At 72.1% G+C, this 25,703-nt stretch carries 25 protein-coding genes, 1 tRNA gene and 1 pseudogene; 20 read left to right on the top strand and 7 right to left on the bottom strand.

The features are described from left to right. Positions 1 to 69 precede the first annotated feature (69 nt). Positions 70 to 318: a WhiB family transcriptional regulator gene (locus tag EDF18_RS04115; protein WP_055796236.1), complete on the bottom strand. Its 249-nt coding sequence runs from the start codon at positions 316 to 318 to the stop codon at positions 70 to 72. Between the two features lie 182 nt (positions 319 to 500). Between EDF18_RS04115 and EDF18_RS04110 the strand changes: the two genes are divergently transcribed. Further along, on the top strand, positions 501 to 959 hold the full coding sequence (locus EDF18_RS04110) for a hypothetical protein (RefSeq protein ID WP_233568972.1): 459 nt from the start codon (positions 501 to 503) through the stop codon (positions 957 to 959). Positions 960 to 994: 35 nt separating this feature from the next. Here EDF18_RS04110 and bcp read toward each other — a convergent pair whose 3' ends face one another. After that, a complete protein-coding gene (gene bcp, locus EDF18_RS04105; RefSeq protein ID WP_123546496.1) occupies positions 995 to 1,465 on the bottom strand; it encodes a thioredoxin-dependent thiol peroxidase in 471 nt (156 codons plus the stop codon). A gap of 97 nt (positions 1,466 to 1,562) precedes the next feature. On the opposite strand from bcp, the gene EDF18_RS04100 reads away from it, so the two are divergent. The 4 genes from EDF18_RS04100 (at position 1,563) to EDF18_RS04085 (ending at position 4,176) form a co-directional block, all read left to right on the top strand. After that, positions 1,563 to 1,635: transfer RNA gene (locus EDF18_RS04100), tRNA-Lys, on the top strand. Positions 1,636 to 2,104: 469 nt separating this feature from the next. Further along, on the top strand, positions 2,105 to 2,797 hold the full coding sequence (locus tag EDF18_RS04095) for an MSMEG_4193 family putative phosphomutase (protein WP_123546495.1): 693 nt from the start codon (positions 2,105 to 2,107) through the stop codon (positions 2,795 to 2,797). A gap of 45 nt (positions 2,798 to 2,842) precedes the next feature. After that, positions 2,843 to 3,409 (top strand): DUF3090 domain-containing protein, encoded by a 567-nt coding sequence (locus tag EDF18_RS04090; protein ID WP_123546494.1) that lies wholly within the window; start codon positions 2,843 to 2,845, stop codon positions 3,407 to 3,409. Further along, complete coding sequence (locus EDF18_RS04085; RefSeq protein ID WP_123546493.1) at positions 3,406 to 4,176, top strand: SCO1664 family protein; 771 nt, start codon at positions 3,406 to 3,408, stop codon at positions 4,174 to 4,176. The genes EDF18_RS04090 and EDF18_RS04085 overlap by 4 nt, the downstream gene beginning before the upstream one ends. A gap of 24 nt (positions 4,177 to 4,200) precedes the next feature. Here EDF18_RS04085 and EDF18_RS04080 read toward each other — a convergent pair whose 3' ends face one another. Further along, on the bottom strand, positions 4,201 to 5,748 hold the full coding sequence (locus tag EDF18_RS04080; protein WP_123547280.1) for an amino acid permease: 1,548 nt from the start codon (positions 5,746 to 5,748) through the stop codon (positions 4,201 to 4,203). Between the two features lie 499 nt (positions 5,749 to 6,247). Between EDF18_RS04080 and EDF18_RS04075 the strand changes: the two genes are divergently transcribed. From EDF18_RS04075 to EDF18_RS04060, 4 genes are all read left to right on the top strand, one after another. Further along, positions 6,248 to 7,552: a glycine betaine/L-proline ABC transporter ATP-binding protein gene (locus EDF18_RS04075; protein WP_123546492.1), complete on the top strand. Its 1,305-nt coding sequence runs from the start codon at positions 6,248 to 6,250 to the stop codon at positions 7,550 to 7,552. Continuing rightward, entirely contained in the window at positions 7,549 to 8,502 is a 954-nt protein-coding gene (locus tag EDF18_RS04070; RefSeq protein ID WP_123546491.1) for a proline/glycine betaine ABC transporter permease, read from the top strand. Before EDF18_RS04075 ends, EDF18_RS04070 begins: the two co-directional genes overlap by 4 nt. 74 nt (positions 8,503 to 8,576) lie before the next feature. Continuing rightward, positions 8,577 to 9,482 (top strand): glycine betaine ABC transporter substrate-binding protein, encoded by a 906-nt coding sequence (locus tag EDF18_RS04065; RefSeq protein WP_123546490.1) that lies wholly within the window; start codon positions 8,577 to 8,579, stop codon positions 9,480 to 9,482. A 195-nt stretch (positions 9,483 to 9,677) separates the two neighbouring features. Next, positions 9,678 to 9,914: a hypothetical protein gene (locus EDF18_RS04060; RefSeq protein ID WP_123546489.1), complete on the top strand. Its 237-nt coding sequence runs from the start codon at positions 9,678 to 9,680 to the stop codon at positions 9,912 to 9,914. Between the two features lie 19 nt (positions 9,915 to 9,933). Here the strand turns inward: EDF18_RS04060 and EDF18_RS04055 are convergent, their stop codons facing one another. Beyond that, positions 9,934 to 10,767: an alpha/beta hydrolase gene (locus EDF18_RS04055; RefSeq protein ID WP_233568970.1), complete on the bottom strand. Its 834-nt coding sequence runs from the start codon at positions 10,765 to 10,767 to the stop codon at positions 9,934 to 9,936. A 61-nt stretch (positions 10,768 to 10,828) separates the two neighbouring features. On the opposite strand from EDF18_RS04055, the gene EDF18_RS04050 reads away from it, so the two are divergent. Then, on the top strand, positions 10,829 to 12,100 hold the full coding sequence (locus EDF18_RS04050; RefSeq protein WP_123546488.1) for a mechanosensitive ion channel family protein: 1,272 nt from the start codon (positions 10,829 to 10,831) through the stop codon (positions 12,098 to 12,100). Between the two features lie 95 nt (positions 12,101 to 12,195). On the opposite strand, the gene EDF18_RS04045 is transcribed toward EDF18_RS04050, so the two are convergent. After that, entirely contained in the window at positions 12,196 to 12,375 is a 180-nt protein-coding gene (locus EDF18_RS04045) for a hypothetical protein (RefSeq protein ID WP_123546487.1), read from the bottom strand. Between the two features lie 148 nt (positions 12,376 to 12,523). Here EDF18_RS04045 and EDF18_RS04040 point away from each other — a divergent pair, with 148 nt between their 5' ends. Further along, a complete protein-coding gene (locus EDF18_RS04040) occupies positions 12,524 to 13,681 on the top strand; it encodes an SLC13 family permease (RefSeq protein WP_123546486.1) in 1,158 nt (385 codons plus the stop codon). A 134-nt stretch (positions 13,682 to 13,815) separates the two neighbouring features. On the opposite strand, the pseudogene EDF18_RS16570 reads toward EDF18_RS04040, so the two are convergent. Both EDF18_RS16570 and EDF18_RS04030 read right to left on the bottom strand, forming a co-directional pair. Then, positions 13,816 to 14,535 (bottom strand): annotated as a pseudogene (locus EDF18_RS16570) (sugar phosphate isomerase/epimerase family protein); the annotation flags it as partial. 132 nt (positions 14,536 to 14,667) lie between these two features. Beyond that, positions 14,668 to 15,666 carry a magnesium transporter CorA family protein gene (locus tag EDF18_RS04030; protein WP_123546485.1) on the bottom strand — a complete coding sequence of 333 codons (999 nt, stop codon included), beginning with the start codon at positions 15,664 to 15,666 and terminating at the stop codon, positions 14,668 to 14,670. Positions 15,667 to 15,683: 17 nt separating this feature from the next. On the opposite strand from EDF18_RS04030, the gene EDF18_RS04025 reads away from it, so the two are divergent. The 9 genes from EDF18_RS04025 to mnhG all read left to right on the top strand — a co-directional run bounded on the left by EDF18_RS04025 (position 15,684) and on the right by mnhG (position 25,683). After that, positions 15,684 to 16,454 (top strand): fructosamine kinase family protein, encoded by a 771-nt coding sequence (locus tag EDF18_RS04025; RefSeq protein ID WP_123546484.1) that lies wholly within the window; start codon positions 15,684 to 15,686, stop codon positions 16,452 to 16,454. 147 nt (positions 16,455 to 16,601) lie between these two features. Then, positions 16,602 to 18,098: a trehalose-6-phosphate synthase gene (locus tag EDF18_RS04015; RefSeq protein ID WP_123546483.1), complete on the top strand. Its 1,497-nt coding sequence runs from the start codon at positions 16,602 to 16,604 to the stop codon at positions 18,096 to 18,098. After that, entirely contained in the window at positions 18,095 to 18,892 is a 798-nt protein-coding gene (gene otsB, locus EDF18_RS04010) for a trehalose-phosphatase (RefSeq protein WP_123546482.1), read from the top strand. The genes EDF18_RS04015 and otsB overlap by 4 nt, the downstream gene beginning before the upstream one ends. Positions 18,893 to 19,034: 142 nt before the next feature. Beyond that, positions 19,035 to 22,031, top strand: a complete 2,997-nt coding sequence (locus EDF18_RS04005) for a Na+/H+ antiporter subunit A (protein ID WP_123546481.1) — start codon at positions 19,035 to 19,037, stop codon at positions 22,029 to 22,031. Continuing rightward, positions 22,028 to 22,633 carry a Na(+)/H(+) antiporter subunit C gene (locus EDF18_RS04000; protein ID WP_123546480.1) on the top strand — a complete coding sequence of 202 codons (606 nt, stop codon included), beginning with the start codon at positions 22,028 to 22,030 and terminating at the stop codon, positions 22,631 to 22,633. The genes EDF18_RS04005 and EDF18_RS04000 overlap by 4 nt, the downstream gene beginning before the upstream one ends. Next, complete coding sequence (locus tag EDF18_RS03995; RefSeq protein WP_123546479.1) at positions 22,630 to 24,225, top strand: Na+/H+ antiporter subunit D; 1,596 nt, start codon at positions 22,630 to 22,632, stop codon at positions 24,223 to 24,225. Before EDF18_RS04000 ends, EDF18_RS03995 begins: the two co-directional genes overlap by 4 nt. Further along, positions 24,222 to 24,857, top strand: a complete 636-nt coding sequence (locus EDF18_RS03990) for a Na+/H+ antiporter subunit E (protein WP_123546478.1) — start codon at positions 24,222 to 24,224, stop codon at positions 24,855 to 24,857. The genes EDF18_RS03995 and EDF18_RS03990 overlap by 4 nt, the downstream gene beginning before the upstream one ends. Further along, on the top strand, positions 24,854 to 25,117 hold the full coding sequence (locus tag EDF18_RS03985) for a monovalent cation/H+ antiporter complex subunit F (protein WP_123546477.1): 264 nt from the start codon (positions 24,854 to 24,856) through the stop codon (positions 25,115 to 25,117). Before EDF18_RS03990 ends, EDF18_RS03985 begins: the two co-directional genes overlap by 4 nt. Continuing rightward, positions 25,114 to 25,683, top strand: a complete 570-nt coding sequence (gene mnhG, locus EDF18_RS03980; RefSeq protein WP_123546476.1) for a monovalent cation/H(+) antiporter subunit G — start codon at positions 25,114 to 25,116, stop codon at positions 25,681 to 25,683. Before EDF18_RS03985 ends, mnhG begins: the two co-directional genes overlap by 4 nt. Positions 25,684 to 25,703: the final 20 nt, after the last annotated feature.

Here is a 25,703-nt window from a genome sequence, read left to right as displayed (position 1 = left end):
TCGCGGGCCCGGACACGACGAGGCCGGCTCCCCGTGGGGGAGCCGGCCTCGTGGTCGTCCTGCCGTCGCCTAGCTGGCGCGGCGGGCGCGGGCGGCGCGGCGCTTCAGCGCTCGGCGCTCGTCCTCGCTGAGCCCGCCCCAGACGCCGGAGTCCTGACTGGTCTCCAGGGCGTACTGCAGGCAGGTCTCCGTGACCGTGCAGCGACCGCAGACGGTCTTGGCCTTGTCGATCTGGTCCACAGCGGGGCCCGTGTTGCCGACCGGGAAGAACAGCTCCGGGTCAGCGGTCAGGCAGGCGGCTTTGTCACGCCAATCCATCGATGGGTACTCCTTTGGGTGCTGGACCGGGCACGTCGAAGCGCCGGGTTCCGGTGGGGGGAAGAAAGCCGAGAGACTTCGATTCATTGGGAGGCGCGCACCACGACGTACGCGTCACTTCGACCTCGAATATGGTCGCATACTGGAACCGCCAGATCAAGGATTCTCAGGAGGGATCGAGCGTGACCGAGCAGTCCGGAGACACCCCTCCCGAGAGGACAGGTCGTTCTGCGACACCGTCACGTCCCGCCCTCTTCTGGCTGCTCGTCCTGCTGCTCGCGGCCGAGGCTGCGCTGCTCGCCGTGGCGACGGCGTACCTCCTGATCGAGATCCTCACGGTGCAGCCCGACTCCTACGCGGCCGCCGCGGCGATCCTGCTGCTCACTCTCATCGCCACGGTCTGGCTCGGCGCCATCGTCGTCGGCGCGCTCCGGGGCCGAGGCTGGATCCGGGGAGCCGCGATCGTGTGGCAGGTGCTGCAGATCGCCGTCGGCGTCGGCAGCCTGCAGGGCACCTTCGCCAACCCCTCCGTGGGGCTCTGGCTCATCGTGCCCGCCGTGCTCGTCGTGGTGCTGCTGCTCGTCCCCAGCGTCGTCGCCGTGACCTCCGCACGTGACGACGCCCCGCCTCGCACCTACTGAAGGGGCGCGGCGGGGCGAGGCGTCGTCGGGGAGGCTCAGTCGAGGCCGAGCTTCTTCCGCAGCGAGGCCACGTGGCCCGTCGCCTTCACGTTGTACAACGGGAGCTGCACCACGCCCTGCTCGTCGAGCACGAACGTCGACCGGATCGTGCCGGTGACGACGCGGCCGTAGTTGTTCTTCTCGCCCCAGGCGCCGTACTCCTGGTGCACCGTCAGCTCCGGGTCGGACAGCAGGGGGAAGTTCAGGCCCTGCTCGTCCTTGAACCGGCGGAGCGCCTCCGGAGCGTCCTTCGACACGCCCAGCACCTGGTAACCCGAGCCCGCCAACGAGTTGATGTTGTCGCGGAAGTCGCACGCCTGCGTCGTGCAGCCCGGCGTCGACGCCGCCGGGTAGAAGTACACGATCACCTTGCGACCCACGAAGTCCGACAGGGAGACGGGCGCGCCCGACTCGTCGTCGAGGGTGAACGAAGGCGCCGCGGCGCCCTTCTCGAGCTTCGTGGACATGGTGCTCCGATCTGGCAGCGCGCAGGGGCGCCGGTGGTTCTCAGGGGGTCGATTCTCATGCTAGAGTCATTCCTCGTTGCGCCACGCCGCGCAGCACGCACCTCTAGCTCAATTGGCAGAGCAACTGACTCTTAATCAGTGGGTTCTCGGTTCAAGTCCGAGGGGGTGCACGAACAAAAAATGGGTCCCCCGTGTTCGAAGCTTCGCTTCTTCGCGGGGGATTTTTTGCATGCCTTTCGTCGCCTCCGGCGACGTGCGGCTCGGGTCGGGCGGTGCCGAGACTCGTGCCGCCAGGTGCTGGTGCGTCGGGGCTCGGGGCGGCGCTTCGCTGGCCCCCTTCGGCGACAGGTGAGTCGGCCGGCGCTTCGCTGGCCCCCTTCGGCGACAGGTGAGTCGGGCGGCGCTTCGCTGGCCCCCTTCGGCGACAGGTGAGTCGGGCGGCGCTTCGCTGGCCCCCTTCGGCGGCAGGTGAGTCGGGCGGCGCTTCGCTGGCCCCCTTCGGCGACAGGTGAGTCGGGCGGCGCTTCGCTGGCCCCCTTCGGCGACAGGTGAGTCGGGCGGCGCTTCGCCGGCCTCCTTCGGCGAGAGATGGGTCGGGGGCCGGGGAGGGGAAGGGCGGGGCGGGCCTAGGGTGGCGGGATGGCGACTGTTGTGGTGGTGCGGCACGGGCGGACGACGGCGAACGCGACGGGGGTGCTCGCGGGGCGGACTGCCGGGGTGCTCCTCGACGAGGTCGGACGGCAGCAGGCCGCCGCGACCGGGGCGCGGCTCGCCGTGGTGCCCTTCGCCCGGGTCGTGACCTCTCCGCTCGAGCGGTGTCGGGAGACGACCGAGGCCATCGTGGCGCAGCAGTCCGCCGACGCCGCCTTCAGCGTGCTGGTCGACGCCGCGATCACCGAGTGCGACTACGGGGACTGGCAGGGCCGGCCCCTCTCGGAGCTCGCGGGCGAGGACCTCTGGCAGACGGTCCAGCGCCAGCCCTCGGCCGTGACCTTCCCGGGCGGCGAGACGATGTCGGGCATGCAGCACCGCGCCGTGAGCGCGATCCGCGCCCACGACGCCGCGGTCGAGCAGGAGCACGGGCCGGGAGCCGTCTGGCTCGCGGTCAGCCACGGAGACGTCGTCAAGTCCGTCCTCGCCGATGCGCTCGGCGTGCACCTGGACCTGTTCCAGCGCATCTCGGTCGGACCTGCCTCGGTGTCGATCCTCCGCTACGGCGCGCACCGCACCGACGTCCTCGCCACCAACACCGACGGAGGCGACCTCAGCTGGCTGCGAGGCTCGGCGCCGAGCGCCGACGCCGCAGTCGGGGGAGGCGCGGGCACCGTCTGAGAGCCGGCCCCGGACACCCGTCCGCACCGCTCGTAGGATGGCGTCATGCCCACCATCGTCCACGGGTTCGACTGGCCCGACCGCGTCGTCGTCGGCACCGTCGGGCTTCCCGGAGCCCGCACCTTCTACCTCCAGGCCCGCGACGGCCGACGTGTCGTCAGCGTCGCCCTCGAGAAGGAGCAGTCCGCCGTCCTCGCCCACAAGATCGACGAGATCCTCGACGAGGTGCGCCGCGTCGAGGGCAACCCCGCCAGCGTGCCCGAGACGACGCCCGACGAGCTCGTCGACCACGCGCCCCTGGACCAGCCGGTCGAGGCCGAGTTCCGCGTCGGCGCCCTGAGCCTCGGCTGGGACCCGTCCACCGCCCAGGTCGTCGTCGAGGCCTACCCCCTCGCCGATCCCGGCGACGACGACCTCGACGTCGACCTCGATGCGGACGACGCCGTCGAGCCCGTCGAGATGATGACCCTGCGGCTCCCCGTCGGCACCGCCAGGGCCTTCGCCGCCCGCACCCTCGAGGTCGTGGGCGCCGGTCGTCCGCTCTGCCCCCTCTGCGGCGCGCCCATGGATCCCGAGGGCCACGTCTGCGCCGTCCCCGGCGACTCCTGGTGACGACCGGGCCCGACCTGGTGACGGGGGAGTTGACGCTCACGGGCCGGGTGACCACCGCCTCCAACGCGACGTTCGTCGGCGAGGTCGAGGGCGTGGTCGTCGTCTACAAGCCGGTCGCGGGCGAGCGACCCCTGTGGGACTTCCCGGACGGCGACCTCGCCTCCCGGGAGGTCGCCTCCTGGCACGTGTCCGAGGCGCTCGGCTGGGACGTCGTCCCGCGCACCTGGCTCCGTGACGGCCCGCTCGGCCCCGGCATGGTGCAGCTCTGGTGCGACGTCGATCCCGAGCAGGACGCCGTCGACCTGCTGCCCTCGGCCGACGTGCCCGAGGACGGCTGGCGCACGGTGCTCGAGGGCCTCGACGAGGACGACGAGCCGGTGGCGCTCGTGCACGAGGACTCTGCCGCCCTCCGCCGGATGGCCGTCTTCGACGTCGTCGTGAACAACGCGGACCGCAAGGGCGCCCACGTCCTGGCGATGCCGGACGGCCGACGACACGGAGTCGACCACGGCCTGACCCTGCACGTCGAGCACAAGCTCCGCACCGTCCTCTGGGGCTGGGCCGGCGAGCCCCTGACGAGCGACGAGCTCGACGGCGTGGCCCGGGTCGAGCGGCAGCTCGGCGGCGAGCTGGGGGCCGTCCTCGGCGGGCTGGTCACCGAGGCCGAGCTCGCAGCCCTCCAGGCACGGTGCGCCCGCCTCCGGTCGACGGGCGCCTTCCCCGAGCCCGAGGGCCAAGCGCCCGCCGTCCCCTGGCCCCTCTTCTGACCTCGGCTGCCCGAGCGCCGCGGTCTAGTCCTGTCCGCGGTCGTCGCGGGGCAGCTGCGACGACGCGTCGCGACCAGTGACCGGGTAGGGGCCCGTCATGCCCTCGCGCAGCCGTGCCGCCGCGAGGATGCGGTCGCGCTGGAGGTGCCAGCCGAGGATCAGCAGCGGGATGATGACGACGAGCGACATGACGGTGAACGAGCCGATCGGCCAGTCGATCGCCATCAGCACGACGACCGCCAGCAGGAAGGCCAGCGTGAGGTAGCTCGTCACGGGCGCGCCGGGCAGGCGGAACGACGGCTCCTCGGCCTTGCCCTGCTTGGCCCACTGCCGCAGTCGCATCTGGCAGAGGATGATCGTGCCCCACGCGGTCAGGATGCCGAGCGAGGCGATGTTGAGGACGATCTCGAACGCGGTGTTCGCGCCGACGACCGCGTTCAGCACGACGCCCAACAGGGTGATGCTCGCGGTGAGCAGGATGCCGCCGAAGGGCACGCCGCCCTTCGACATCTTCGTCGTGAACTTCGGTGCCGAGCCGTTCATGCCCATCGAGTGCAGCACGCGGCCGGTCGAGTAGAGGCCGGCGTTCAGGCTCGAGAGCGCGGCGGTGACGACCACGAAGTTCATGATCGAGCCGGCCACCTCGCCCACCTCGGGGCTGCCGATGCTGCCGAAGAAGGTGACGAACGGGCTCTGGCCGGCCTCGTACGACGTGTACGGCAGCAGCAGCGACAGCAGCACCAGGCTGCCGACGTAGAACACCGCGATGCGGATGATGACGGTGTTGATCGCCCGGGGGACGACCTTCTCGGGGTGCTGCGTCTCGCCGGAGGCGGTGCCGACGAGCTCGATCGCGGCGTAGGCGAACACGACGCCCTGGATGACGATGACCGCGGGCAGGAGGCCGTTCGGCAGGATCCCGCTCGCCGCGATCACCGACCAGCCCGTGTCGATCGACTCGCCCCCGCTCGTCACGGGGAACGACGCCGCGAGCCACACGACGCCCACGACGAGGAACACCACGAGCGCCGCGACCTTGATGATCGCGAACCAGAACTCCATCTCGCCGAACACCTTGACGGCCAGCAGGTTGACCGAGAGCACGACGGCCAGCGCCACGAGGGCGAGCAGCCAGTCGGGCGCCGACGTGAAGGCGCTCCAGTAGTGCAGGTAGAGGGCGACGGCGGTGACGTCGACGATGGCGGTCATCGCCCAGTTCAGGAAGTACATCCAGCCGGCGGCGTACGCGGCCTTCTCGCCGAAGAACTCGCGGGCGTACGAGACGAACGACCCCGAGGAGGGGCGGTGCAGCACGAGCTCGCCGAGGGCGCGGAGGATGAAGAAGGCGAAGACGCCGCAGATCGCGAAGACGATCGCCAGCGCGGGGCCCGCCGAGGCGAGCCGGCCGCCGGCGCCGAGGAACAGTCCTGTCCCGATCGCACCGCCGATGGCGATCATCTGCAGCTGGCGCGGCTTCAGCCCCTGGTGGAACCCCTCCTGCTCGTGCGAGAAATCCTGGGGAACGTGGTCGGGGGCGGCGGCGCGGCCACCCTCGTTCGAGGGGCTCGTCATGGGACGACCGTAGACCCCTCGGTGCACGATGTGCACCTTCCCTCGCCGCAGCGCGCGGGACCAGGAGGCGCGGCCCGGTGCGTGCAGGCTCTGTAACGATGGGGTCTCGATCGAGATCCCCGCAGGCACGGGCGACACGCCGTCGCGGGGGACGCGCACGGTCCCCCGGGAGGGGGTCGGCGACTTGGTCGTCACGTGTCGTCCACGCTACCGTCGTGTCGACCCGGTCACCCGGGTCCGTCATCATCAGGACGCGCTGCCGCCGGCCCCCACGACCACCGGGCCGCGACGACGTACGGTCTGGTGGCGCAGGCGCCGGTCCCGTGACCGGCCCAGCGGGGTACGGGTTCGCGAGGCAGACCAGGCACGACGCCGGTCACGCGCCGCTTGAGCCGGTCCGTCCCGCACGTGCCGTCGACCCGTCCGCCCGACCTGGACGCCGCCGACGGCTCCGGCCCGAGCGGCCGGACGCCCCTCTCGGCGTGCGCATGGAGAGCCCGTGACCACCACCCCCGCAGTGCGAGCCCGGAACCTGTACAAGGTGTTCGGCCGCCGCCCCAAGGACGCCGTGACCCGCCTGGAGGCGGGCGCCACCCGAGCCGAGGCCGCGTCCCTCGGCACGGCCGCCGTCATCGACGCCTCCTTCGACGTGCAGCCCGGCGAGATCTTCGTCGTGATGGGCCTGTCCGGCTCCGGCAAGTCGACGCTCATCCGGATGCTCAACGGCCTGCTCGAGCCCACGTCCGGCTCGGTCGAGGTGTCGGGGTCCGCCATCTCCGACGTGCCCGCCGCGCGCCTCCGCGAGGTGCGGCGTCAGAACGTGTCGATGGTGTTCCAGCACTTCGCACTGCTGCCGCACCGCACCGTGCTCGACAACGTCGCCTACGGCCTCGAGGTCCAGGGCGTCCCCAAGGCCGACCGTCTCGCCAAGGCGAGGGAGATGACCGAGGTCGTCGGCCTCGGCGGCTGGGAGGACAAGCTGCCCTCCGAGCTGTCGGGTGGCATGCAGCAGCGCGTCGGTCTGGCCCGCGCCCTCGCCGCCGAGACCGACATCCTGCTGATGGACGAGGCGTTCAGCGCCCTCGACCCGCTGATCCGCCGCGAGATGCAGGAGCAGCTGCTCGAGCTGCAGGCGACGCTCGGCAAGACCATCGTCTTCATCACGCACGACCTCAACGAGGCGATGTTCCTCGGCGACCGGATCGCCGTCATGCGCGACGGCCGCATCGTCCAGATCGGCACGCCGGAGGACATCCTCACCGACCCGGCGAACGACTACGTCGCCCAGTTCGTGCAGGACGTCGACCGCGCCAGGGTGCTCACCGCGTCGAGCGTGATGGAGCCGGCCCGCGCCGTCGTCCAGCTGACCGCCGGCCCGCGCGGCGCGCTCCGCACCCTCCGCGACCTGCAGACCGCGGCGCTGTTCGTGCTCGGCCGCGACCGGAAGCTGCTCGGCTGGGTGCGCGACGGCCACGTGATGCGCCAGGTCAAGGCCGCCGACGCCGACCTCGCCTCGATCGTCAACGCGGAGTTCGCGAAGGTGGGCCCCGACGCCGCCCTGGTCGACCTCTTCGAGCTCGCCGTCGAGAGCCCCCTGCCCATCGCCGTGGTCGACGACCGCGACCGCCTGATCGGCGTCATCCCGCGCGTCACGCTGCTGGCCGCCCTCGGCGGGGTCGACACCTCGACGTCGCCGATCCCGGTGCTCGAGCCCGTGACCCGCTACTCCGAGAGCGAGCTCGACGAGACCCTCGCGGCGCCTGCCGGCGTCCCGACCGCGACCACCGAGGGAGCCCTCCGATGAACGAGTACCTGCGCATCCCCTTCGGCGACGCCGTCGCCGTCGTCGTCGACTGGGTCACCACCCACCTCGGCGGCTTCTTCTCCGTGATCCGCGCGATCGTGACCTTCTTCTACGAGTGGGTCGAGTACTTCCTCAGCGCGCCTCCCTTCTGGGCGGTCGTCGTCGTGATCGCTGCCCTGGCCTTCGTCGCGAAGGGCTGGAAATTCGGCCTCGGCACGGCGGCCGGGCTGCTGTTCATCGGCACCCTCGGCCAGTGGGAGAACGCGATGTCGACCCTGGCCCTGGTGCTCGTCGCCGGCGCGGTGGCCATCGTGCTGAGCATCCCGCTCGGCGTGCTCGCGGCCAAGTCGAACCTGGCGTCGCAGATCATCCGGCCCGTCCTCGACTTCATGCAGACGACGCCGGCGTTCGTCTACCTGATCCCCGCCCTGCTGCTGTTCCGGATCGGCGTCGTCCCCGGCATCGTCGCGACCGTCGTGTTCGCGATGGCCCCCGGCGTCCGTCTGACCGAGCTCGGCATCCGGGGCGTCGACAAGGAGGTGGTGGAGGCGGGCCACGCGTTCGGCTCGTCGCCGTGGCGCATCCTCCGCCAGATCCAGCTGCCGCTCGCGAAGCCGAGCATCATGGCCGGCGTCAACCAGGTCATCATGCTCTCGCTCTCGATGGTGGTCATCGCCGGCATGGTCGGCGCGGGCGGGCTCGGCGGCGACATCGTCGCGAGCCTCAACCGCATCGACATCGCCCTCGGCGCCGAGGCCGGCATCTCGGTCGTCGTGCTCGCGATCATCCTCGACCGGATGACGGCGGCCCTGGGTGCCGATCGCCGCGCACGGCGACGTCCGCTCCGCAGCGGCACGGGCCGGGATGACGCTCCCGCCCCGTCGCCGAGCACCCAGGAGGCGCGCACCGCCGACAGCGAGCAGCCCGTCCCCGTCGGGGCCGGCGCGTGAGCCCGCAGCCCGTCACCAGCACCAGCACCCGCACCAGCACCTCGAACACACCGATCGTCCCCGGAAGGACACCCATGAAGAAGCGCACCATCGCCGCCTCCGTCGCCCTCGGCACCACCGCCGTCCTCGGCCTCGCCGCCTGCTCGCCTCCCGGCAGCTCGTCGTCGGCCGAGACGCTCGACAACGGCGACAAGAGCGTCGTCGAGCTGGCCGTCTTCAACGGCTGGGACGAGGGCATCGCCGCGTCGTGGCTCTGGAAGTCGGTGCTCGAGGACGAGGGCTACACGGTCAACCTGCAGATGGCCGACGTCGCTCCCGTCTACTCGGGCCTCACCACCGACGACTACGACGTCGTGCTCGACACCTGGCTGCCGACCACCCACGCGGACTACGTCGAGCAGTACGGCGACGACCTGACCGACCTCGGCGCGTGGAACGACGACGCCAAGCTCGCCGTCGCGGTCAACGCCGACGCCCCGATCGACTCGCTCGAGGAGCTGAACGCGAACGCCGACCTCTTCGGCGGCTCGATCGTCGGCATCGAGCCCGGCGCCGGCCTGACGACGGCCGTGCAGGACGCGACCATCCCCGACTACGGCATCGACGCCCTCGAGCTGCAGACCTCGTCCACGGCCGCCATGCTCACCGAGCTGAAGAGCGCCACCGAGGCCGGCGAGAACATCGCCGTGACCCTGTGGAGCCCGCACTGGGCGTACGACGCGTTCCCGATCAAGGACCTCGCCGACCCGAAGGGCACGCTCGGCGACGCCGAGGGCATCCACTCGTTCGGCGGCAAGAGCTTCACGGCGAACTTCCCGCAGCTGACCGAGTGGCTCGAGGGCTTCGAGATGGACACCGAGACCCTCTCGTCGCTCGAGAACGCCATGTTCAACAGCGGTGTCGACGGCAGCGACTACACCGAGGTCGTCGACGAGTGGATCGCCGAGAACCAGGACTACGTGGACGGCCTCACCAGCTGACCCGAACCTCCTCGTCCCGCGCCCTGCGGGCACGATCTCGCCCCGTCCGGCTCTGCCGGGCGGGGCGTCGTCGTACCCCGGTTCCGGGCGTCCGCACAGGCGGACCACCGGGGACGCACGGCTGGACCCCAGGAGAGAACAGGGGAGGCGCGGGTACCGTCGGTCACGCACGTCCCCCACGAAAGGCACCACCCCGTGACCACGATCGCCGTCGAGCCCCTCCGCCGCAGCGCGCAGCTCAGCACCCGGATCGTCTCCGGCGGGCTGGTCCAGGTCTCGACCCCCGACCGCGTCCTCGGCCACGTCAGGGACGAGGGCGGCGTGCACGTGGCGCTGAAGGGCCCGAACCCCGCCTGGGCCGAGGAGGTCGGCCGCTACGCCACGCTCGGCATGGCGCTCGAGGCGCTGCGCCTCCGCAAGCGCTCCGTCTGACGCTGCCTCCCGCGCCCCGTCAGTCGCCCACGCCGGCGAAGAACGACGTGAGCTCGCGGTCGATCCGTGACCGCGCCTCCTCGTCGCTGATCGACGGCTCGCCGTCGCCCGGCTGGGCACCGTAGCTGCCGAACTGCGCGTGGGCGAGGCCCGGGATCTCGACGACCGTCGCGTCGTCGGGCAGCATGTCGCGGTAGCGCTCGATGTCGTCCGGCGTGCTCAGGCCGTCCTGGCCGCCCCCGAGGCTGAGGACGGGCAGGTCGTCCCGGCCCGACAGGTCGGTCGTCGCGCAGTACGAGCCGAAGAGCACCAGCCCGTCGACCGCCGGGTCGTCGGCAGCGTACTGGCAGGCCCGCACCCCGCCGAGGGAGTGACCGCCCACGGCCCAGTTCGTGACCTCGGGCGCGAGGTCGGTGAAGTGCGAGAGCGGACGCGGGTCGAGGATGCCGAAGCCGAGCACGGGGCGCTCGACGACGACGGTGACGCCCGTGGCGACGAGGCCGGCGAGCACCTGCTCGTAGGCCTGCGGGTCGACGCGGGCGCCTGCGACGAAGACGAGTCCCTGGTCGAGCGCCGTGGTCCGGGCCGGGCGCAGCACGACGACGTCGGGCTGGTCGGCGACGTCGACCCGAGGGTCGTCCGCGACGGCGGCCAGTGAGGAGGCGGTGGCCGACATCGGCGTCTTCGCCCAGACGAAGAAGCCGGTCGCCACGAGGACGACCACGGCGAACAGGACGAGCGCGACGCCCTTCAGCACGCGACGCGTGCGGCTGCGGGGGGCCGCGCGGCGCCGGCGTCCGGGAGGTGACGAGGGCGTGGCGTCGCCGTGACGGGAACCTGTGGATCGACTCACGGTCCCAGTCTGACGGCACCGAGGTCGGTCGGGCGTCCTCCCGGTGCGACAGGGTGGACGGATGCCTTGGATCCAACTGCTCATCTCGGTGGCCGCGGCCGTCGTGCTCACCTTCGTCGTCTCGGCGGTCGTCGGCCTCGTCGTGGGGCTCGTCGCCAAGAAGAAGGAGTGGGCGAAGGCGCTCGTCGAGCGCATGCGCCGCCCGTTCCGCTGGACGCTGCTGGTCGTCCTCCTCACGATCGCCCTCCGCACCTCCTTGCCTGCCCTGCTGGGCTCGCCGTACGCCGGCGAGGAGGTCGTCGCCCAGCTCTTCCGCTGTGCGGTGATCGTGGTCGTGGCCTGGTTCGTCGGCGCGCTGGCCCTGTTCTTCGAGGACCTCGGGCTCGCGCGGTACCGGATCGACACCGCCGACAACCGGATCGCGCGGCGGGTGCGGACGCAGGTGCTGATCCTCCGTCGCCTCACGATGGTGGTCGTGGTGGTCATCGCGGCGGGGGCGATCCTGCTCGGCTTCCCCGGGGTCGAGGCGGTCGGTGCGAGCGTCCTCGCCAGCGCCGGGCTCGTCTCGGTCGTGGCGGGGCTCGCCGCGCAGTCGACCCTCGCGAACGTGTTCGCGGGGATCCAGCTCGCCTTCAGCGACGCGATCCGCATCGACGACGTCGTGGTGGTCGAGGGGCAGTGGGGCCTGATCGAGGAGATCACGCTCTCGTACGTGGTCGTGCACATCTGGGACGACCGTCGTCTCGTGCTGCCGTCGACCTACTTCACCACCACGCCGTTCGAGAACTGGACCCGCCGCAACAGCGAGCTGCTCGGCGCCGTCGAGCTCGACCTCGACTGGCGCGTCGACCCCGGGGCGATGCGCGACGAGCTCGACCGCATCCTCGAGCGCACCGACCTCTGGGACCGCCGGACGAAGGTGCTCCAGGTGACCGACGCGACCGGCGGCTGGGTGCGCGTCCGGGTGCTCGTCACCGCCAAGGACGCCGGCACCCTCTTCGACCTGCGCTGCCTCGTGCGCGAGGACCTCGTCTCGTGGCTGCACCGCGTCTCGCCCCAGGCCGTGCCGCGCACCCGCGTCCAGACGGTCGAGGCAGAGCCCGAGCCGACGACGCGCCGTCCGTCCCGGTCGACCTCAGAGTCGGGCGGCCTGTTCTCGGGCGAGAACGCCGGGTCGGAGCGCACGCAGCTCTTCACCCAGGCGATCCCTGTCCAGCGCGACGCCGACCCCGAGCCGCGGCCCTACGCCGCGACGATGGGCGCCGAGGACGAGCGCGACCCCCACGTCGACCGCTCGTTCGACGGCCGTCCGACGGGTCGCCCCGACCGCTGAGCCCGGTCTCTACGCACGAAGGAGGCGCGCCCCCGGTCGGGGACGCGCCTCCTTCGTGCCTGCGCCGGCAGGTCAGCCGGCCGGGGGCGGAACGGTCAGTCGTTCTCGTTCGCGGCCTCAACCACGTTGCCGACCGCGATGGCCGTCGTGGCCGCCCAGGCCACGGCGGTGAGCAGCAGCCGCCAGTCGCGGGGGCCGGAGCTGAGGCTCTTGAGCAGGCTGACGCCCGAGAAGAGCGAGCTGATGATCGCTCCGTTGAAAAGGAATTTGCGCACGGTTCTCTCCTGGTGATCGGTGCCTCCACCGTACTCGTCAGGCCGCGGAGCGCACCGGGGCGGATCGGTGCAGTGCGTGCACCGCGTGGGGTCGTAGGGTGAGCTGCCCGGCTCGCCCGGTCCGGGCTCGTCGGCCGGAGGAGACCTGGTGCGCACTGCCGTGCTCGGAGCAGCGTTGCTCGTCGTCGGGCTCGTCGCCCTGCTCGCCGGGGTGCTCACGCTCGACGAGCTGGGCACGCTCGTCGAGCGCGTGGCGCCGGTGCTCGGCTTCGTCGTCGCGCTGACGATCGTGTCGGAGCTCGCGGCCGAGGCGGGCCTCTTCTCGTGGCTGGCCGGCTTCGCGGCACGAGCGGCGCGCGGCCGGGTCGTCGTGCTCTGGGCCTTCGTCGTCGCGCTCGCGCTCGGCTGCACGATCTTCCTGTCGCTCGACACGACCGCCGTGCTGCTCACCCCCGTGGTGGTGCTCGTCGCCCGGCGCGTCGGGCTGCCGCCGATGCCGTTCGCCCTCACGACGGTGTGGCTCGCGAACTGCGGCTCGATGCTGCTGCCGGTGTCGAACCTGACCAACCTGCTGGCCCTCGACGCCCTCGGGTCGCCGTCGCCCGCCTCCTTCGCCGCGCTCGTGGCGCCGGCGGCCGTGGTCGCCGCCGTCGTGCCGGTGGCCGCCGTCGGCCTGCGCTACCGCCGCGAGCTGAGCGGGCGGTTCGAGGCTCCCGGGCGGGAGGAGGCGGGCGACCGCGTGCTCTTCGTCGTGGCCGCCGTCTCCGTGGCGCTGCTCGTGCCCGCGCTCGTCAGCGGGATCGAGGTCTGGATCCCGGCGGCCGTCGCGGCGCTCGTCCTCGTCGTCGTCACCGCCGTGCGGCGCCCCTCCACGCTGCGGCTCGGCCTCGTCCCCTGGGGCACGATCGTCTTCGCCAGCGGCCTCTTCGTCGTCGTCGAGGCGGCTCACTCGCTCGGGCTCGCCGACGCGCTCGCCGTGCTCGTCGGCTCCGGCGACGGGCTGCCCGACCTGCTGCGCCTCGCCGCCGGCAGCGCGGCCGCCGCCAACGTCGCGAACAACCTGCCTGCCTACCTCGCCCTCGAGCCCGTCGCCGGCTCGCCGCTGCGGCTCGTCGCCGTGCTCGTCGGCGTCAACGTCGGCTGCCTCGTGGCGCCCTGGGCCTCGCTCGCGACGCTGCTCTGGCACGGGCGGCTGACCTCGATGGGCGTCGAGGTGAGGTGGCGCGGCGTCGTGCTCGGCGGGCTCGGGGTCGCGGTCGTCGCCGTGCCGCTCGCCGTCGTCGCCACGGTGCTGGTCGGGGCGTAGGCCGCCGAGGCTCCGCCCGCGGACGCGGTGTCTGCGGACGCGGCGCCCGAGGACGCGGTGCCGGCGGCCAGAGCTGCTCGTGCGTGCCTCAGCGTGCGCCTCAGCATGTCCGTGAGCGCCGCCTCGTCCGTCGCCCGGCCGCGGGCGTGCACCTCGGCGACGACCGACCCGGACCAGCCCGACCGTGCCAGGTGCCCGAGCACCTCGGCGACCGGCTGGTCGCCCGTGCCCGGCACCAGGTGCTGGTCGACGAGGCCGCCCGGCCGCGTCGAGACGACCCCGTCGCAGAGGTGCACGTGACGGAGGCGCGGGCCGAGGGCCAGCGCGAGGTCGAGCGCGTCCCGCCCGGCGACGGCGGCGTGCGAGAAGTCGAGCACGGCCGCGTCGACGGCGAGGGCCGAGGGGTCGTGCCCGGGGGAGTAGACGTCGGCGACGACGGGCCCCAGCCGCCACGGGAACATGTTCTCGACCGCGAGCTCGACGCCCGTCGCGGCAGCCAGCTCCCGGACCAGGTCGAGGAACCGCGCGGCGTGCCGACGTTGCCAGCGGAACGGCGGGTGGACGACCACGGTGGCCGCGCCGAGGTCGGCGGCCAGCTCGGCCGAGCGCCGCAGCTTCTCGCCCTGGTCGCGGCCGAGCGCGAAGTGCGCGAGCGGCAGCACCGGTGCGTGCACCGAGAGCACGGGCAGCCCCCAACGGGCCGAGGAGGCGCGCAAGAGCCGGGCGTCCCGGCTCGCCCGGTCGGCGGTCACCATCACCTCCACCCCGTCGAAGCCGGTGGTCCTCGCGAGGCGGAACGCCTCGTCGACGGGGAGCGGGGAGACGCAGGACGTGCTCGTTCCGACCGTGATCACGCGGCCAGGCTACGACCGGGCCCGCGGCGGGGGAGCCGAGCAGGGGTGAACGTCGGGCGAACGGCCGGGGAACGTCCCCGGGGCCGGGCGACCGCCTCCTGGGTCGGCTCGAGGGTCCGGGCCAGCCGCCGGCTACAGCCAGTCGCGCTTGCGGAACTGCCACCAGAGCACGCCGCCCACGCCGACGATGAGCACGCACGAGGTGACGAAGCCCCCGACCGTGCTGAAGCCGGGGTAGGGCACGTTCTGGCCGTAGAAGCCGGTGATGGCGGTGGGCACCGCGATGATCGCCGCCCAGCTCGTCACCTTCTTCATGATCCCGTTCATCCGGTTCGACTGCAGGTTGAGGTTGGTGTCGAGGATGGTCGAGACGAGGTCGCGGAGCGAGTCGTTCTGCTCGGCGACCCGGACCACGTGGTCGTAGACGTCCTGGTAGTAGGGCTGCATCACCGGGTCGAGGTCGTGCAGGTCGCGGCGCAGCAGCGTGTTGAGCACCTCGCGCATCGGAGAGGCGACGCGCCGCAGCCGCACCAGGCTCTTGCGCAGCGCGAACGAGCGCTTCTGCACGTCGAGGGTGCGCGGCGCCGGGTCGAACAGGTCGTCGGCGATGCCCTCGATCTCGTCGTCCAGCGCGTCGACGGCCTCGAAGTGGCGGTCGACGACGACGTCGAGGACGCCCCACAGCAAGAAGGAGACGCCGTGAGCCGCGAGGTCGGGGCTCTGGTCGAACGCCTTCTCGAGCCGGGAGACGTCGAAGTCGGCGTGGTGGATGGTCACGAGCGCCTTGGCGGTCAGGAACGCCTTGACCTCGCTCGTCGCCAGCTCGCCCGACGCCGCGTCGAACGAGACGTCGTAGAGCGCCGTGAAGAGGTGGTTCTCGTAGCGGTCGACCTTCGGCCGCTGGCCGTCCTGCAGGGCGTCCTCGACGGCGAGCTCGTGCAGCCCCAGCTCGTCCTCGAGGTCGTCGAAGTCCGCCGCGGTCGGGTCGGTGAGGTCGACCCACACCGTGCAGCCCTCGGTCTCGAGGTGGTCGCTGACGTCGGCGAGGGGGAACCCCTGCACCACGAGCCGCCCGCTCCGGTACGCCCGGGTCTGCGTCGGGGTGCGGGTCGTGGTCGGGGCCTCGGTCATGGGGGCATGCTATCCACGTGACCTCGCACGTGAAGCAGCGCGCCGACGCCCCCGACGACTTCTTCGAGGCCGAGGCGGCCGGCCTCGCGTGGCTCGCCGAGGCCACACCCGGCGGGGGCTCGAGGATCGTGTCCGTCGAGTCGGTCTCGCCGGGCCGCATCGCGCTCGGGGCCGTGCACGAGACCCGCCCGACGCCGGAGGCGGCACGGCGGTTCGGCGCGGCGCTCGCCGCAACCCACGCGGCCGGCGCGGACGCCTTCGGGGCGCCTCCTGCCGGCTGGCACGGCCCCGTCTTCATCGGCCGACGGCAGCAGGAGTGCACGCCCCGCGACAGCTGGGGCGCGTTCTACGCCGCCCAGCGCGTGCTGCCGTTCGCCCGGACGGCCGTCGAGGCCGGGTCGCTGACGCGCGACGAGCTCGACCTCGTCGAGAGCGCCTGCGACCTCGTCGCCGCGGGAGCGCTCGACGACGACCAGGCGCCGGCCCGCCTGCACGGCGACCTCTGGAGCGGCAACGTCCTGGTCGACGCGGACGGCGTCGTCCTGATCGACCCGGCCGCTCACGGCGGCCATCCCGAGACCGACCTGGCGATGCTGCAGCTGTTTGGCCTCCCCTTCCTCGAGGAGGCGCTGGCTGGCTACCAGGACGCCTCGCCCCTCCGGGACGGCTGGCGCGACCGCGTGCCGCTCCACCAGCTGCACCCGCTCGCGGTGCACGCGGCGGGCCACGGCCGCAGCTACGGCCGGGCGCTCGCCGAGGCGGCCGGACAGGTGCTCCGGCTCGTCTGAGCCGGCCGCGCGGGGGAGGGACGCCCGGGAGCAGGGCGCCCGGGGGAGGGGCGCCCGGGGGACAGGCCTCGCCGGGGGCCCGGACGGGCGCGCTGATAATCTGGCCGTCCCCCGTCTCCCGGGGGTCGAACGGAGCTGATCACCCCCATGTCTGACACCGCAGAGCGCTACGGCTTCGTCGTCGTCTCCAACCGCCTCCCCGTCGACCGCGTCGTCGCCGAGGACGGCTCCGCGTCCTGGCAGCACTCGCCGGGGGGCCTCGTGACCGCCCTCGAGCCCGTCATGAAGGCGAACGACGGGGCCTGGGTCGGCTGGGCCGGCCAGCCCGAGCTCGAGTTCGAGCCGTTCGTCGACGAGGGCATCCACATCGTGCCCGTGCCCCTGAGCGCCGAGGAGGTGCAGCGCTACTACGAGGGCTTCAGCAACGACACGCTCTGGCCGCTCTACCACGACGTCATCGCCGCCCCTACGTACCACCGGCTCTGGTGGGAGGCGTACGTGCAGGTGAACCAGCGGTTCGCCGACCGCGCCGCCGAGATCACCGAGGAGGGCGGCACGATCTGGGTGCAGGACTACCAGCTGCAGCTCGTCCCGAAGATGCTGCGCGAGGCGCGTCCCGACGTGACGATCGGCTTCTTCAACCACATCCCGTTCCCGCCGCTCGGCATCTTCTCGCAGCTGCCCTGGCGCCGCCAGATCCTCGAGGGGCTGCTCGGCGCCGACGTCATCGGGTTCCAGCGCGGCGACGACGCCTCGAACTTCTCCCGCGCGGTGCGCCACCTGCTCGGCTACGGGACGACCCGCCCCTACGTCGAGGTGCCGGTCGACGACGACGTGGTCACGGGGTCCTCGCACGTGTCCCGCCGCGGCACGAAGGTGCGCCGGGTGCTGGCCAAGCACTTCCCGATCTCGATCGACGCCGCCAGCTACGAAGAACTCGCCGCGCGACCCGACATCCAGGCCCGGGCGGCCGAGATCCGCGCCGGCCTCGGCAACCCGAAGACGGTCATGCTCGGCGTCGACCGGCTCGACTACACCAAGGGCATCCGCCACCGGATGAAGGCGTTCGGCGAGCTGCTCGCCGACGGCCGCCTGAGCGTCGAGGACGCGACGCTCGTGCAGGTCGCGAGCCCCAGCCGCGAGCGGGTCGAGACGTACAAGACCCTCCGCGACGAGATCGAGCTGACCGTCGGCCGCATCAACGGCGACTACGCGACGATGAGCCACACGGCCATCAGCTACCACCACCACGGCTACCCGCGTGAGGAGATGGTGGCGCTCTACCTCGCCGCCGACATCATGCTCGTCACCGCCCTCCGCGACGGGATGAACCTCGTCGCGAAGGAGTACGTGGCGGTGCGCCGCGACAACGACGGCGTGCTCGTGCTCAGCGAGTTCGCCGGCGCCGCCGACGAGCTCAAGACCGCGCTGCTGATCAACCCGCACGACATCGGCGGCTTGAAGAACACCATCATGCGGGCGATCGAGATGCCGAAGCGCGACCGGACGACGCGGATGCGCGCCCTCCGTCGGCGCGTGCTCGAGCACGACGTGGCCAGCTGGTCCGCGTCGTTCCTGCAGGCGCTCGAGAACGTGCGCCCCGGCCAGCAGATCACGGCACCCGCCGAGGAGGACGCCTCGTGACCACGACCCCCCTGACCACGGACGACGAGTCGCGAGCCCTCTCGGACGCGCTCGGCCGTCTCGCGACGACCCCGCGCCTCCTCGTCGCCCTCGACTTCGACGGCACCCTCGCGCCCGAGGTCGACCAGCCGATGGCGGCCCGCCCGCTGCCCGAGTCGAAGGAGGCGATCCGTCGCCTGCTCGAGATGGAGGGCACCTCCGTCGCCCTCGTCTCCGGCCGCGACCTCGCGTCGCTCGACCGCATCAGCGAGATGCCCGAGCAGGTCCTGCTCGTCGGGTCGCACGGGATCGAGGTGCGGATCGGGGGAGAGGTGACCTCCCTGACCGAGGACGAGCTCGCCCGTCGCGCCGTCATCTCCGAGGCGCTGCACACGGCGGCCGACGGTCGCGAGGGCGTCTTCGTCGAGGAGAAGCCGGCGGGCCTCGCCCTGCACACGCGTCTCGCCGACGAGGCGACGACGACGGAGGTGCGAGAGGCCGTCCGGCAGCGCCTCGCCGACGAGCCCGGCGTGCACGGCCGCGAGGGCAAGAACGTGCGCGAATACGCCGTCCGCCCGACGGGCAAGGACGACGGGGTGGCGCGGCTGCGCGAGGCGGTGGGCGCCACCGGCGTCCTCTTCGCCGGCGACGACGTGACCGACGAGGACGCCCTGCGGTCGCTCGGCGACGGCGACCTCGGCATCCGGGTGGGGCCGGGCGAGACCGCCGCGAGCCACCGCGTCGCCGACCCGGCGGCGATCGGACGGCTGCTGGGCGAGCTCGCCGACCTCCGCGAGCACCTGGGGCATGCCTGATCGCGCATGCGTCCCCCGGGTGAGCCGGCCTCGGGCAGTCCTCCCAGGTGACCGCAAGGTAAGCTGACCTCTCCGCCCGACTCCTCGTCGCCGATCAGCCCGAACGACCGACGAACTCGCCAGCCGACGGAGGTGCACCAAGATGATCGCTGCTCTCGCGGCTTTCGCGGCCGCCTCGATCGTCGTCGCCGCACTGGGTCGCCGGCTCGGGCCGTCGCTGTTCCTGTGGGCCTCGGCCGTCCCGTTCGCCGCCATGGTGATGACCGCGCTCCAGGGCCCCCAGGTCCTCTCGCAGGGGCAGGTCGTCGAGTCGGTCCCGTGGATCCCGCAGCTCGGCATCACGCTGACACTTCGCCTCGACGTGCTGTCGTGGGTGCTCGCCCTGGTCGTCACCGGCGTGGGCGGGCTCGTGCTCGTGTACTGCTCCCGCTACTTCAAGCCGGGGGAGAAGAGCCTCGCGCGCTTCGCCGCCGTGCTCGTCGCCTTCGCCGGGGCGATGTACGGCCTCGTCACCAGCGACGACGTCTTCGTGCTGTTCGTCTTCTGGGAGGCGACGAGCGTCTTCTCGTACCTGCTGATCGGCCACTACACGAACAAGCAGGCGAGCCGCGGGGCCGCGCTCCAGGCGCTCATCGTCACCACGGCGGGCGGGCTGGCCATGCTGGTCGGGCTCGTGGTCCTCAGCGTGCAGGGGGGCACCTCCTCGATCGAGGCCCTCGTCGCGTCGCCGCCGAGCGGCACGGCCGTCACCGTCGCGGTGATCCTCGTGCTCGTCGGCGCGCTGTCGAAGTCGGCCCTCGTGCCGTTCCACTTCTGGCTGCCCGCGGCCATGGCCGCCCCCACCCCGGTGAGCGCGTACCTGCACGCCGCGGCCATGGTCAAGGCGGGCATCTACCTCGTCGCCCGCTTCGCGCCGGGCTACCACGACTCGCCCGGCTGGCAGGAGGTCGTCGTCACCGTGGGCGTCGTGACGATGCTGCTCGGCGGCTACCGTGCCCTCCGCCAGCACGACCTGAAGCTCGTCCTCGCCTACGGCACGGTCAGCCAGCTCGGCTTCCTCACGATCATCGCGGGCTACGGCACCCGGGACGCGGGGCTCGCGGCGCTCGCGCTGCTCGTCGCGCACGCCCTGTTCAAGGCGACGCTGTTCCTCGTCGTCGGCATCGTCGACCACCGCACCGGCACGCGTGACCTCCGCAAGCTGAGCGGCCTGGGCCGGCAGGCTCCCGTCCTCGTCGTCATCACCGTCATCGCGCTCGCGTCGATGGCGGGCGTGCCCCCGACGTTCGGCTTCGTCGCGAAGGAGGCGGTGCTCTCCGCCCTGCTCGCCGACGCCGAGCACGGCAGCGCCTGGGGCGTGATCGCGCTCGTCGGCGTCGTCGTGGGCTCCGTCCTCACCACGGCCTACAGCCTGCGGTTCCTCTGGGGGGCGTTCGCCCGCAAGCGCGACGTCGCCCCGGTCGACTTCGTCCGCGAGCACATCGACTTCCTCGCCGCGCCGGCCGTGCTCGCCGCGCTCAGCCTCGCGATGGGCTTCGTCGCGGCCCCGGTCGACCGCGTCATGGCGCGCTACGCGGACACGCTGCCGCACGTCGAGGGCGAGCACGGCCCGTACCACCTCGCCCTCTGGCACGGCTTCGAGCCCGCCCTCGGCCTCACCGTCCTCTCGCTCGTGCTCGGCGCCGTGATGTTCTGGCAGCGCGAGCGGGTCTCCTCGGTGCAGAAGGCGGTCTCGTTCCTGCCCCGCGCCTCCGACGGCTACGTCCGGATCATGACCGGCATCGACAAGACGGCGTCGCGCACGACGGCGGCGACCCAGCGGGGCTCGCTGCCGTTCTACCTCGGCACGATCCTCGTCGTGTTCGTCGTGTCGAGCATCGTCACCCTGTCGTCGAACCGCAGCTGGCCCGACGCGGCCGTCATCTGGGACTACCCGGCGCAACTGGCCGTGGGCGGACTCATGATCGTCGGCGCCGTGGCCGCGGCGCGGTCGAACAAGCGCTTCCAGGCCGTCGTGCTCGTCGGTGTGACCGGCTACGGCATGGCTGCGCTGTTCGCCCTGCACGGCGCCCCCGACCTCGCGCTCACCCAGGCCCTGATCGAGACGATCACGCTCATCGCCTTCGTGCTCGTGCTGCGGCGACTGCCGGCGCGCCTCGGCGACCGCAACGGCCGCTCGCACCGGGCGCTGCGCGCCGTCATCGGCGTCGCGGTCGGCTGCGTCATGGCGACCATCGCCGTCGTCGCCCTCGGCGCCCGCAGCGGCGGCACGATCTCGAGCGCGTTCCCCGAGCTCGCCGTCGTCGGCGGCCACGGCAAGAACGTCGTCAACGTCACCCTGGTCGACATCCGCGGCTGGGACACGATGGGCGAGATCAGCGTGCTGATCGCGGCCGCGACCGGCGTCGCGAGCCTCGTGTTCCTCACCTCGCGCACCGACATGCTGCCGCGACCCGCGCGCCGCACCCGAGCCCAGCGCTTCCTCGCCCGGGTGCGCCCGGCCCTCGAGCCCGCGCCCGTCGTCCCCGGCGCCGAGGCCGGCGGCAGCCAGGCCGACCGCGCCGACGCCTCGTCGAGCACGGCGGTCGGCTCCGAGGTCGAGGGCGACCGGCGCGCTTGGCTGCTCGCCGGCCGCAAGCTGGCGCCGCAGAACCGCTCGATCCTGCTCGAGGTCGTCGTCCGGCTGCTCTTCCACGCCATCGTCGTCGTCTCGATCTACCTGCTCTTCGCCGGTCACAACCTGCCGGGCGGCGGCTTCGCCGGCGGCCTGGTCGCGGGCATGGCCTTCGTGGCGCGCTACCTCGCGGGCGGGCGCTTCGAGCTCGGCGCCGCGGCGCCCCTCGACGCCGGCAAGGTGCTGGGCAGCGGTCTGCTGATCATCGTCACCACCGCCGTCGTGCCCCTCTTCTTCGGCGTCGACGCCCTGACCTCGACCTGGTTCGAGGGCGAGGTGCCGCTGCTCGGCCACGTCGAGTTCGTCACGTCGACGTTCTTCGACATCGGCGTCTACCTCGTCGTGGTGGGCCTCGTGCTCGACGTGCTCCGCAGCCTGGGGGCCGAGGTCGACCGGCAAGAGGAAGAGGACGACCGCGGCGACGCGTCGGTCACGGCCACCACCAAGGCGGAGGGCCCCGCATGAGCGCGTCGCTGATCCTGATCGTCGTGATGGCGGCGCTCTACGCGTGCGGCATCTACCTCATGCTCGAGCGCAGCATGACCCGTGTGCTGCTCGGCTTCCTGCTCGTGGGCAACGCGACGAACATCCTCATCCTCACGATGTCCGGCCGCAGCGGCGAGGCGCCGATCGCCGACGGCCAGGTGCCCGAGTCCAGCTTCGCCGACCCGCTGCCGCAGGCGCTCATCCTCACGGCCATCGTCATCACCTTCGGCGTCTCGGCCTTCCTGCTGGCCCTCATCTACCGCTCCTGGCGGCTCGCGCAGGAGGACGACGTGGCCGACGACCTCGAAGACCTGGAGATCGGCATCCGCGGGGTGCCCGCCGAGGACGAGACGCAGGGCGACGGCGACGACGAGAGCGACGGCGACACGGAGTTCGGCACGGACGCCGAGGCCGCCGTGCCGAAGTCGTCCTTCGACGACGACGACCCCTGGGACCACGCCCCGAGCGAGACCATCCCGGTGGCCGACCCGGAGCACGCTCCCGACCACGACCCGGCCCACCCCGAACGAGACCGCGACCGCGGCACCTACCGTGACGACCCGAGAGGAGGCCGACCGTGAACCTCGACTTCCTCGTCCCGCTGGTCGTGCTCGTGCCTCTCATCGGTGCGGGCGCCGCGCTGGTCGCGACCCGGCGGCCCCGGCTCCAGGCCGTCCTCACGATCGCCGCGCTGGCGGTCGTCGTGGCCATCAGCGCCGTCCTCCTCGTCGTCGTCGACCGTGACGGCGCGATCGCGGTCCAGGTAGGCGGGTGGGAGGCGCCCTTCGGCATCCTCCTCGTGGTCGACCGCCTCGCGGCGCTGATGCTCACGATCTCGTCGATCGTGCTGCTGGCGGTCTTCGTGTTCTCCGTCGGGCAGGGCTCGGCGGACGGCGACGGCGACGCCCCCGTCTCGATCTACAACCCCACGTACCTCATCCTCGCCGCCGGCGTCTTCGACGCGTTCGCGGCGGGTGACCTCTTCAACCTCTACGTCGGTTTCGAGATGCTGCTCATCGCGAGCTACGTGCTGATCACCCTCGGCGGCACCGAGCAGCGCATCCGGGCAGGCGTCACCTACATCGTGGTGAGCCTGCTGTCGAGCGTGCTGTTCCTGGCGTCGATCGCGATGATCTACGGCGCCCTCGGCACGGTCAACATCGCGGACATCGCGCAGAAGATGGACACCATCCCGCCGGACGTCCAGACGATCATCCACGTGATGCTGCTGACGGCCTTCGGCATCAAGGCGGCGATCTTCCCGCTGTCGTTCTGGCTGCCCGACTCGTACCCGACCGCGCCGGCCCCGGTCACGGCGGTGTTCGCGGGCCTGCTGACGAAGGTCGGCGTGTACGCCATCATCCGGACCGAGACGGTGCTCTTCGTCGAGAGCAACGTCAACGTCTACCTGCTGATCATCTCGTTGCTGACGATGGTGATCGGGATCCTGGGCGCGGTGGCGCAGGCGGACATCAAGCGCCTCCTGTCGTTCACCCTGGTCAGCCACATCGGCTACATGATCTTCGGGATCGCGCTCGGCACCGTCGAGGGCCTCGCCGCGACGATCTACTACGTGGTGCACCACATCACGGTGCAGACCACGCTCTTCCTGGCGGCGGGGCTGATCGAGCGGCGGGGCGGGACGGCCTCGGTGCTCCGGCTCGGCGGGCTGCTCAAGGCGGCGCCCGTGGTGGCGGTCCTCTTCTTCATCCCGGCCCTCAACCTCGGCGGCATCCCCCCGTTCTCCGGCTTCATCGGCAAGGTGGCGCTCTTCGACGCCGGCGCGCGCCTCGACGACCCGCTCGTCTACGTGCTGATCGGTGCCGGTGCGGTCACGTCGCTGCTCACGCTCTACGCCCTGATGCGGGCCTGGAACCTGGCCTTCTGGCGTCCCGGCAGCGACGTCGAGGACCACGAGTCGCCCCTCACCGAGCGTCTCGAGGAGGCGCCCGGCCGCACCGCCGTCCAGGCGAAGCGCGCCAACCCGCGCACCATGATCGGTGCGACCGTCGGCATGGTCGGCGTCTCGCTCGTGCTGACGGTCTTCGCGGGCCCGCTCTACGGTGTCGCCGAGCGCGCGGCGGGCAAGGTCTACGGCTCGAACTCGTACGTGCAGCTCGTCTTCCCCTCGGGTGAGGGCGACACCGCCGACAACGAGGGGAGCGCACCGTGACAGCCCGGCCCTCGGCCCACGAGGTCGGACGCAGCCTGCTCCGTCAGCTGCCCCTCCTCGTCGGCCTCGTCGTCCTCTGGATGTTCCTCTGGAACCAGCTGACCGTGCTCTCGTTCGTCACGGGTGTCCTCGTGGCCTTGCTCGTCACGCGGGTCTTCTTCCTGCCGCCGGTCGAGCTGAGCGGGCGGTTCAACCTCGGCTGGGCTCTCGTGTTCCTCGGCCGCTTCGTCTTCGACCTCGTCGTCGCGTCGGTCGAGGTTGCCTGGACGGCCGTCCGGCCCCGAGGCGTGACGAGCAACGCGATCGTCGCCGTCCAGCTGCACACCCGGTCGGACTTCATCATGACGCTCGTCGCCGAGGCCGTGTCGCTGGTGCCCGGTTCGCTCGTCGTCGAGGCCGACCGTGAGCGGTCGATCCTCTACATGCACGCCCTCGCGGTCGAGGACGCGGACGGAGTGGAGGAGGTGCGGAAGAGGGTGCTCGGCTTCGAGAAGCGCATCGCTCGTGCGCTCGGCAGCGCCGACGACCTCCGCCGCATCGCCGACGGGATGCCCGCCACCGAGGACGCCCCGACCGACCGGTCCGGCGCCGAGCTGCCCGTGAACGAGAAGAACAAGGGGGTCGCCTCGTGACGATCGTCTCCTGGGTCGTCGGCGTGCTCTTCGCGTTCGCCGCGCTCGCGTCGGTGCTCCGCATCGTGCGGGGGCCGTCCATCCTCGACCGCATGATCGCGAGCGACATGCTGCTCACGACCCTCATCTGCGTGCTCGCCGCCGACATGGTGCTCGGGAACCACACCCGCACCCTGCCGGTCATCATCGTGCTCGCCCTGACGGCCGTCTTCGGCTCGATCACGGTGGCGCGCTACGTGTCGAGGCAGGACCCGTCATGAGCGACCAGTTCTACACGATCTCGAGCGCCGTCCTGCTGGTCGCCGGTGCGGCGCTGTCCGCCGCCGCCGGCGTCGGCCTCCTGCGGTTCCCCGACGCCCTCACCCGCATGCACGCCGCCACGAAGCCGCAGATCTTCGGGCTGATCCTGATGCTGTCGGCGATCGCCCTCGACCAGCACAACCTCGGGACCATCGCCTCCCTGGTGGTCGTCCTGGTCTTCCAGATGCTCACGGCGCCGATCTCGGCGCACATGATCGGCCGGGCCGGCTACCGCAACGGCGACCTCCGCCGCGACATGCTCGTCGTCGACGAGCTCGACGAGGCGGTCGCCCGGGCAGGGGAGGAACTCGTGGCCGACGGCCAGTCGCTCTCCGACGTCGACCCGTCGACCCTGCCGGTGGGGTCGGCCGACGCGTTGGCCGTCGAGCTCGACCGGGCCGACGGGCTCGACGACTCCGAGGGCGACGACGACGCCCACGACGACGAGGCCCGGGAGCGCGAGCACGACGCCCCGCTGCACGTCAAGGGCGGGCACCACCACGCCCCCGATCCCGGCCTCGGCTGAGGGGCACGCCAGCTGGCCCT

Origin of the sequence: Frigoribacterium sp. PhB107 (genome assembly GCF_003751515.1) — a bacterium.
Classification (GTDB): domain Bacteria; phylum Actinomycetota; class Actinomycetes; order Actinomycetales; family Microbacteriaceae; genus Frigoribacterium.
This window is presented reverse-complemented; position numbering and strand designations above follow the sequence as displayed.

Coding starts and splice junctions, on each gene's coding strand:
- EDF18_RS04070 (WP_123546491.1), top strand. CDS start 7,549: ATGAACGAGTACCTGCGCATCCCCTTCGGCGACGCCGTCGCCGTCGTC.
- EDF18_RS04095 (WP_123546495.1), top strand. CDS start 2,105: ATGGCGACTGTTGTGGTGGTGCGGCACGGGCGGACGACGGCGAACGCG.
- EDF18_RS04115 (WP_055796236.1), bottom strand. CDS start 318: ATGGATTGGCGTGACAAAGCCGCCTGCCTGACCGCTGACCCGGAGCTG.
- EDF18_RS04050 (WP_123546488.1), top strand. CDS start 10,829: ATGCCTTGGATCCAACTGCTCATCTCGGTGGCCGCGGCCGTCGTGCTC.
- EDF18_RS04090 (WP_123546494.1), top strand. CDS start 2,843: ATGCCCACCATCGTCCACGGGTTCGACTGGCCCGACCGCGTCGTCGTC.
- mnhG (WP_123546476.1), top strand. CDS start 25,114: ATGAGCGACCAGTTCTACACGATCTCGAGCGCCGTCCTGCTGGTCGCC.
- EDF18_RS04030 (WP_123546485.1), bottom strand. CDS start 15,666: ATGACCGAGGCCCCGACCACGACCCGCACCCCGACGCAGACCCGGGCG.
- EDF18_RS04015 (WP_123546483.1), top strand. CDS start 16,602: ATGTCTGACACCGCAGAGCGCTACGGCTTCGTCGTCGTCTCCAACCGC.
- EDF18_RS04065 (WP_123546490.1), top strand. CDS start 8,577: ATGAAGAAGCGCACCATCGCCGCCTCCGTCGCCCTCGGCACCACCGCC.
- EDF18_RS04000 (WP_123546480.1), top strand. CDS start 22,028: ATGAGCGCGTCGCTGATCCTGATCGTCGTGATGGCGGCGCTCTACGCG.
- EDF18_RS04080 (WP_123547280.1), bottom strand. CDS start 5,748: ATGACGAGCCCCTCGAACGAGGGTGGCCGCGCCGCCGCCCCCGACCAC.
- EDF18_RS04005 (WP_123546481.1), top strand. CDS start 19,035: ATGATCGCTGCTCTCGCGGCTTTCGCGGCCGCCTCGATCGTCGTCGCC.
- bcp (WP_123546496.1), bottom strand. CDS start 1,465: ATGTCCACGAAGCTCGAGAAGGGCGCCGCGGCGCCTTCGTTCACCCTC.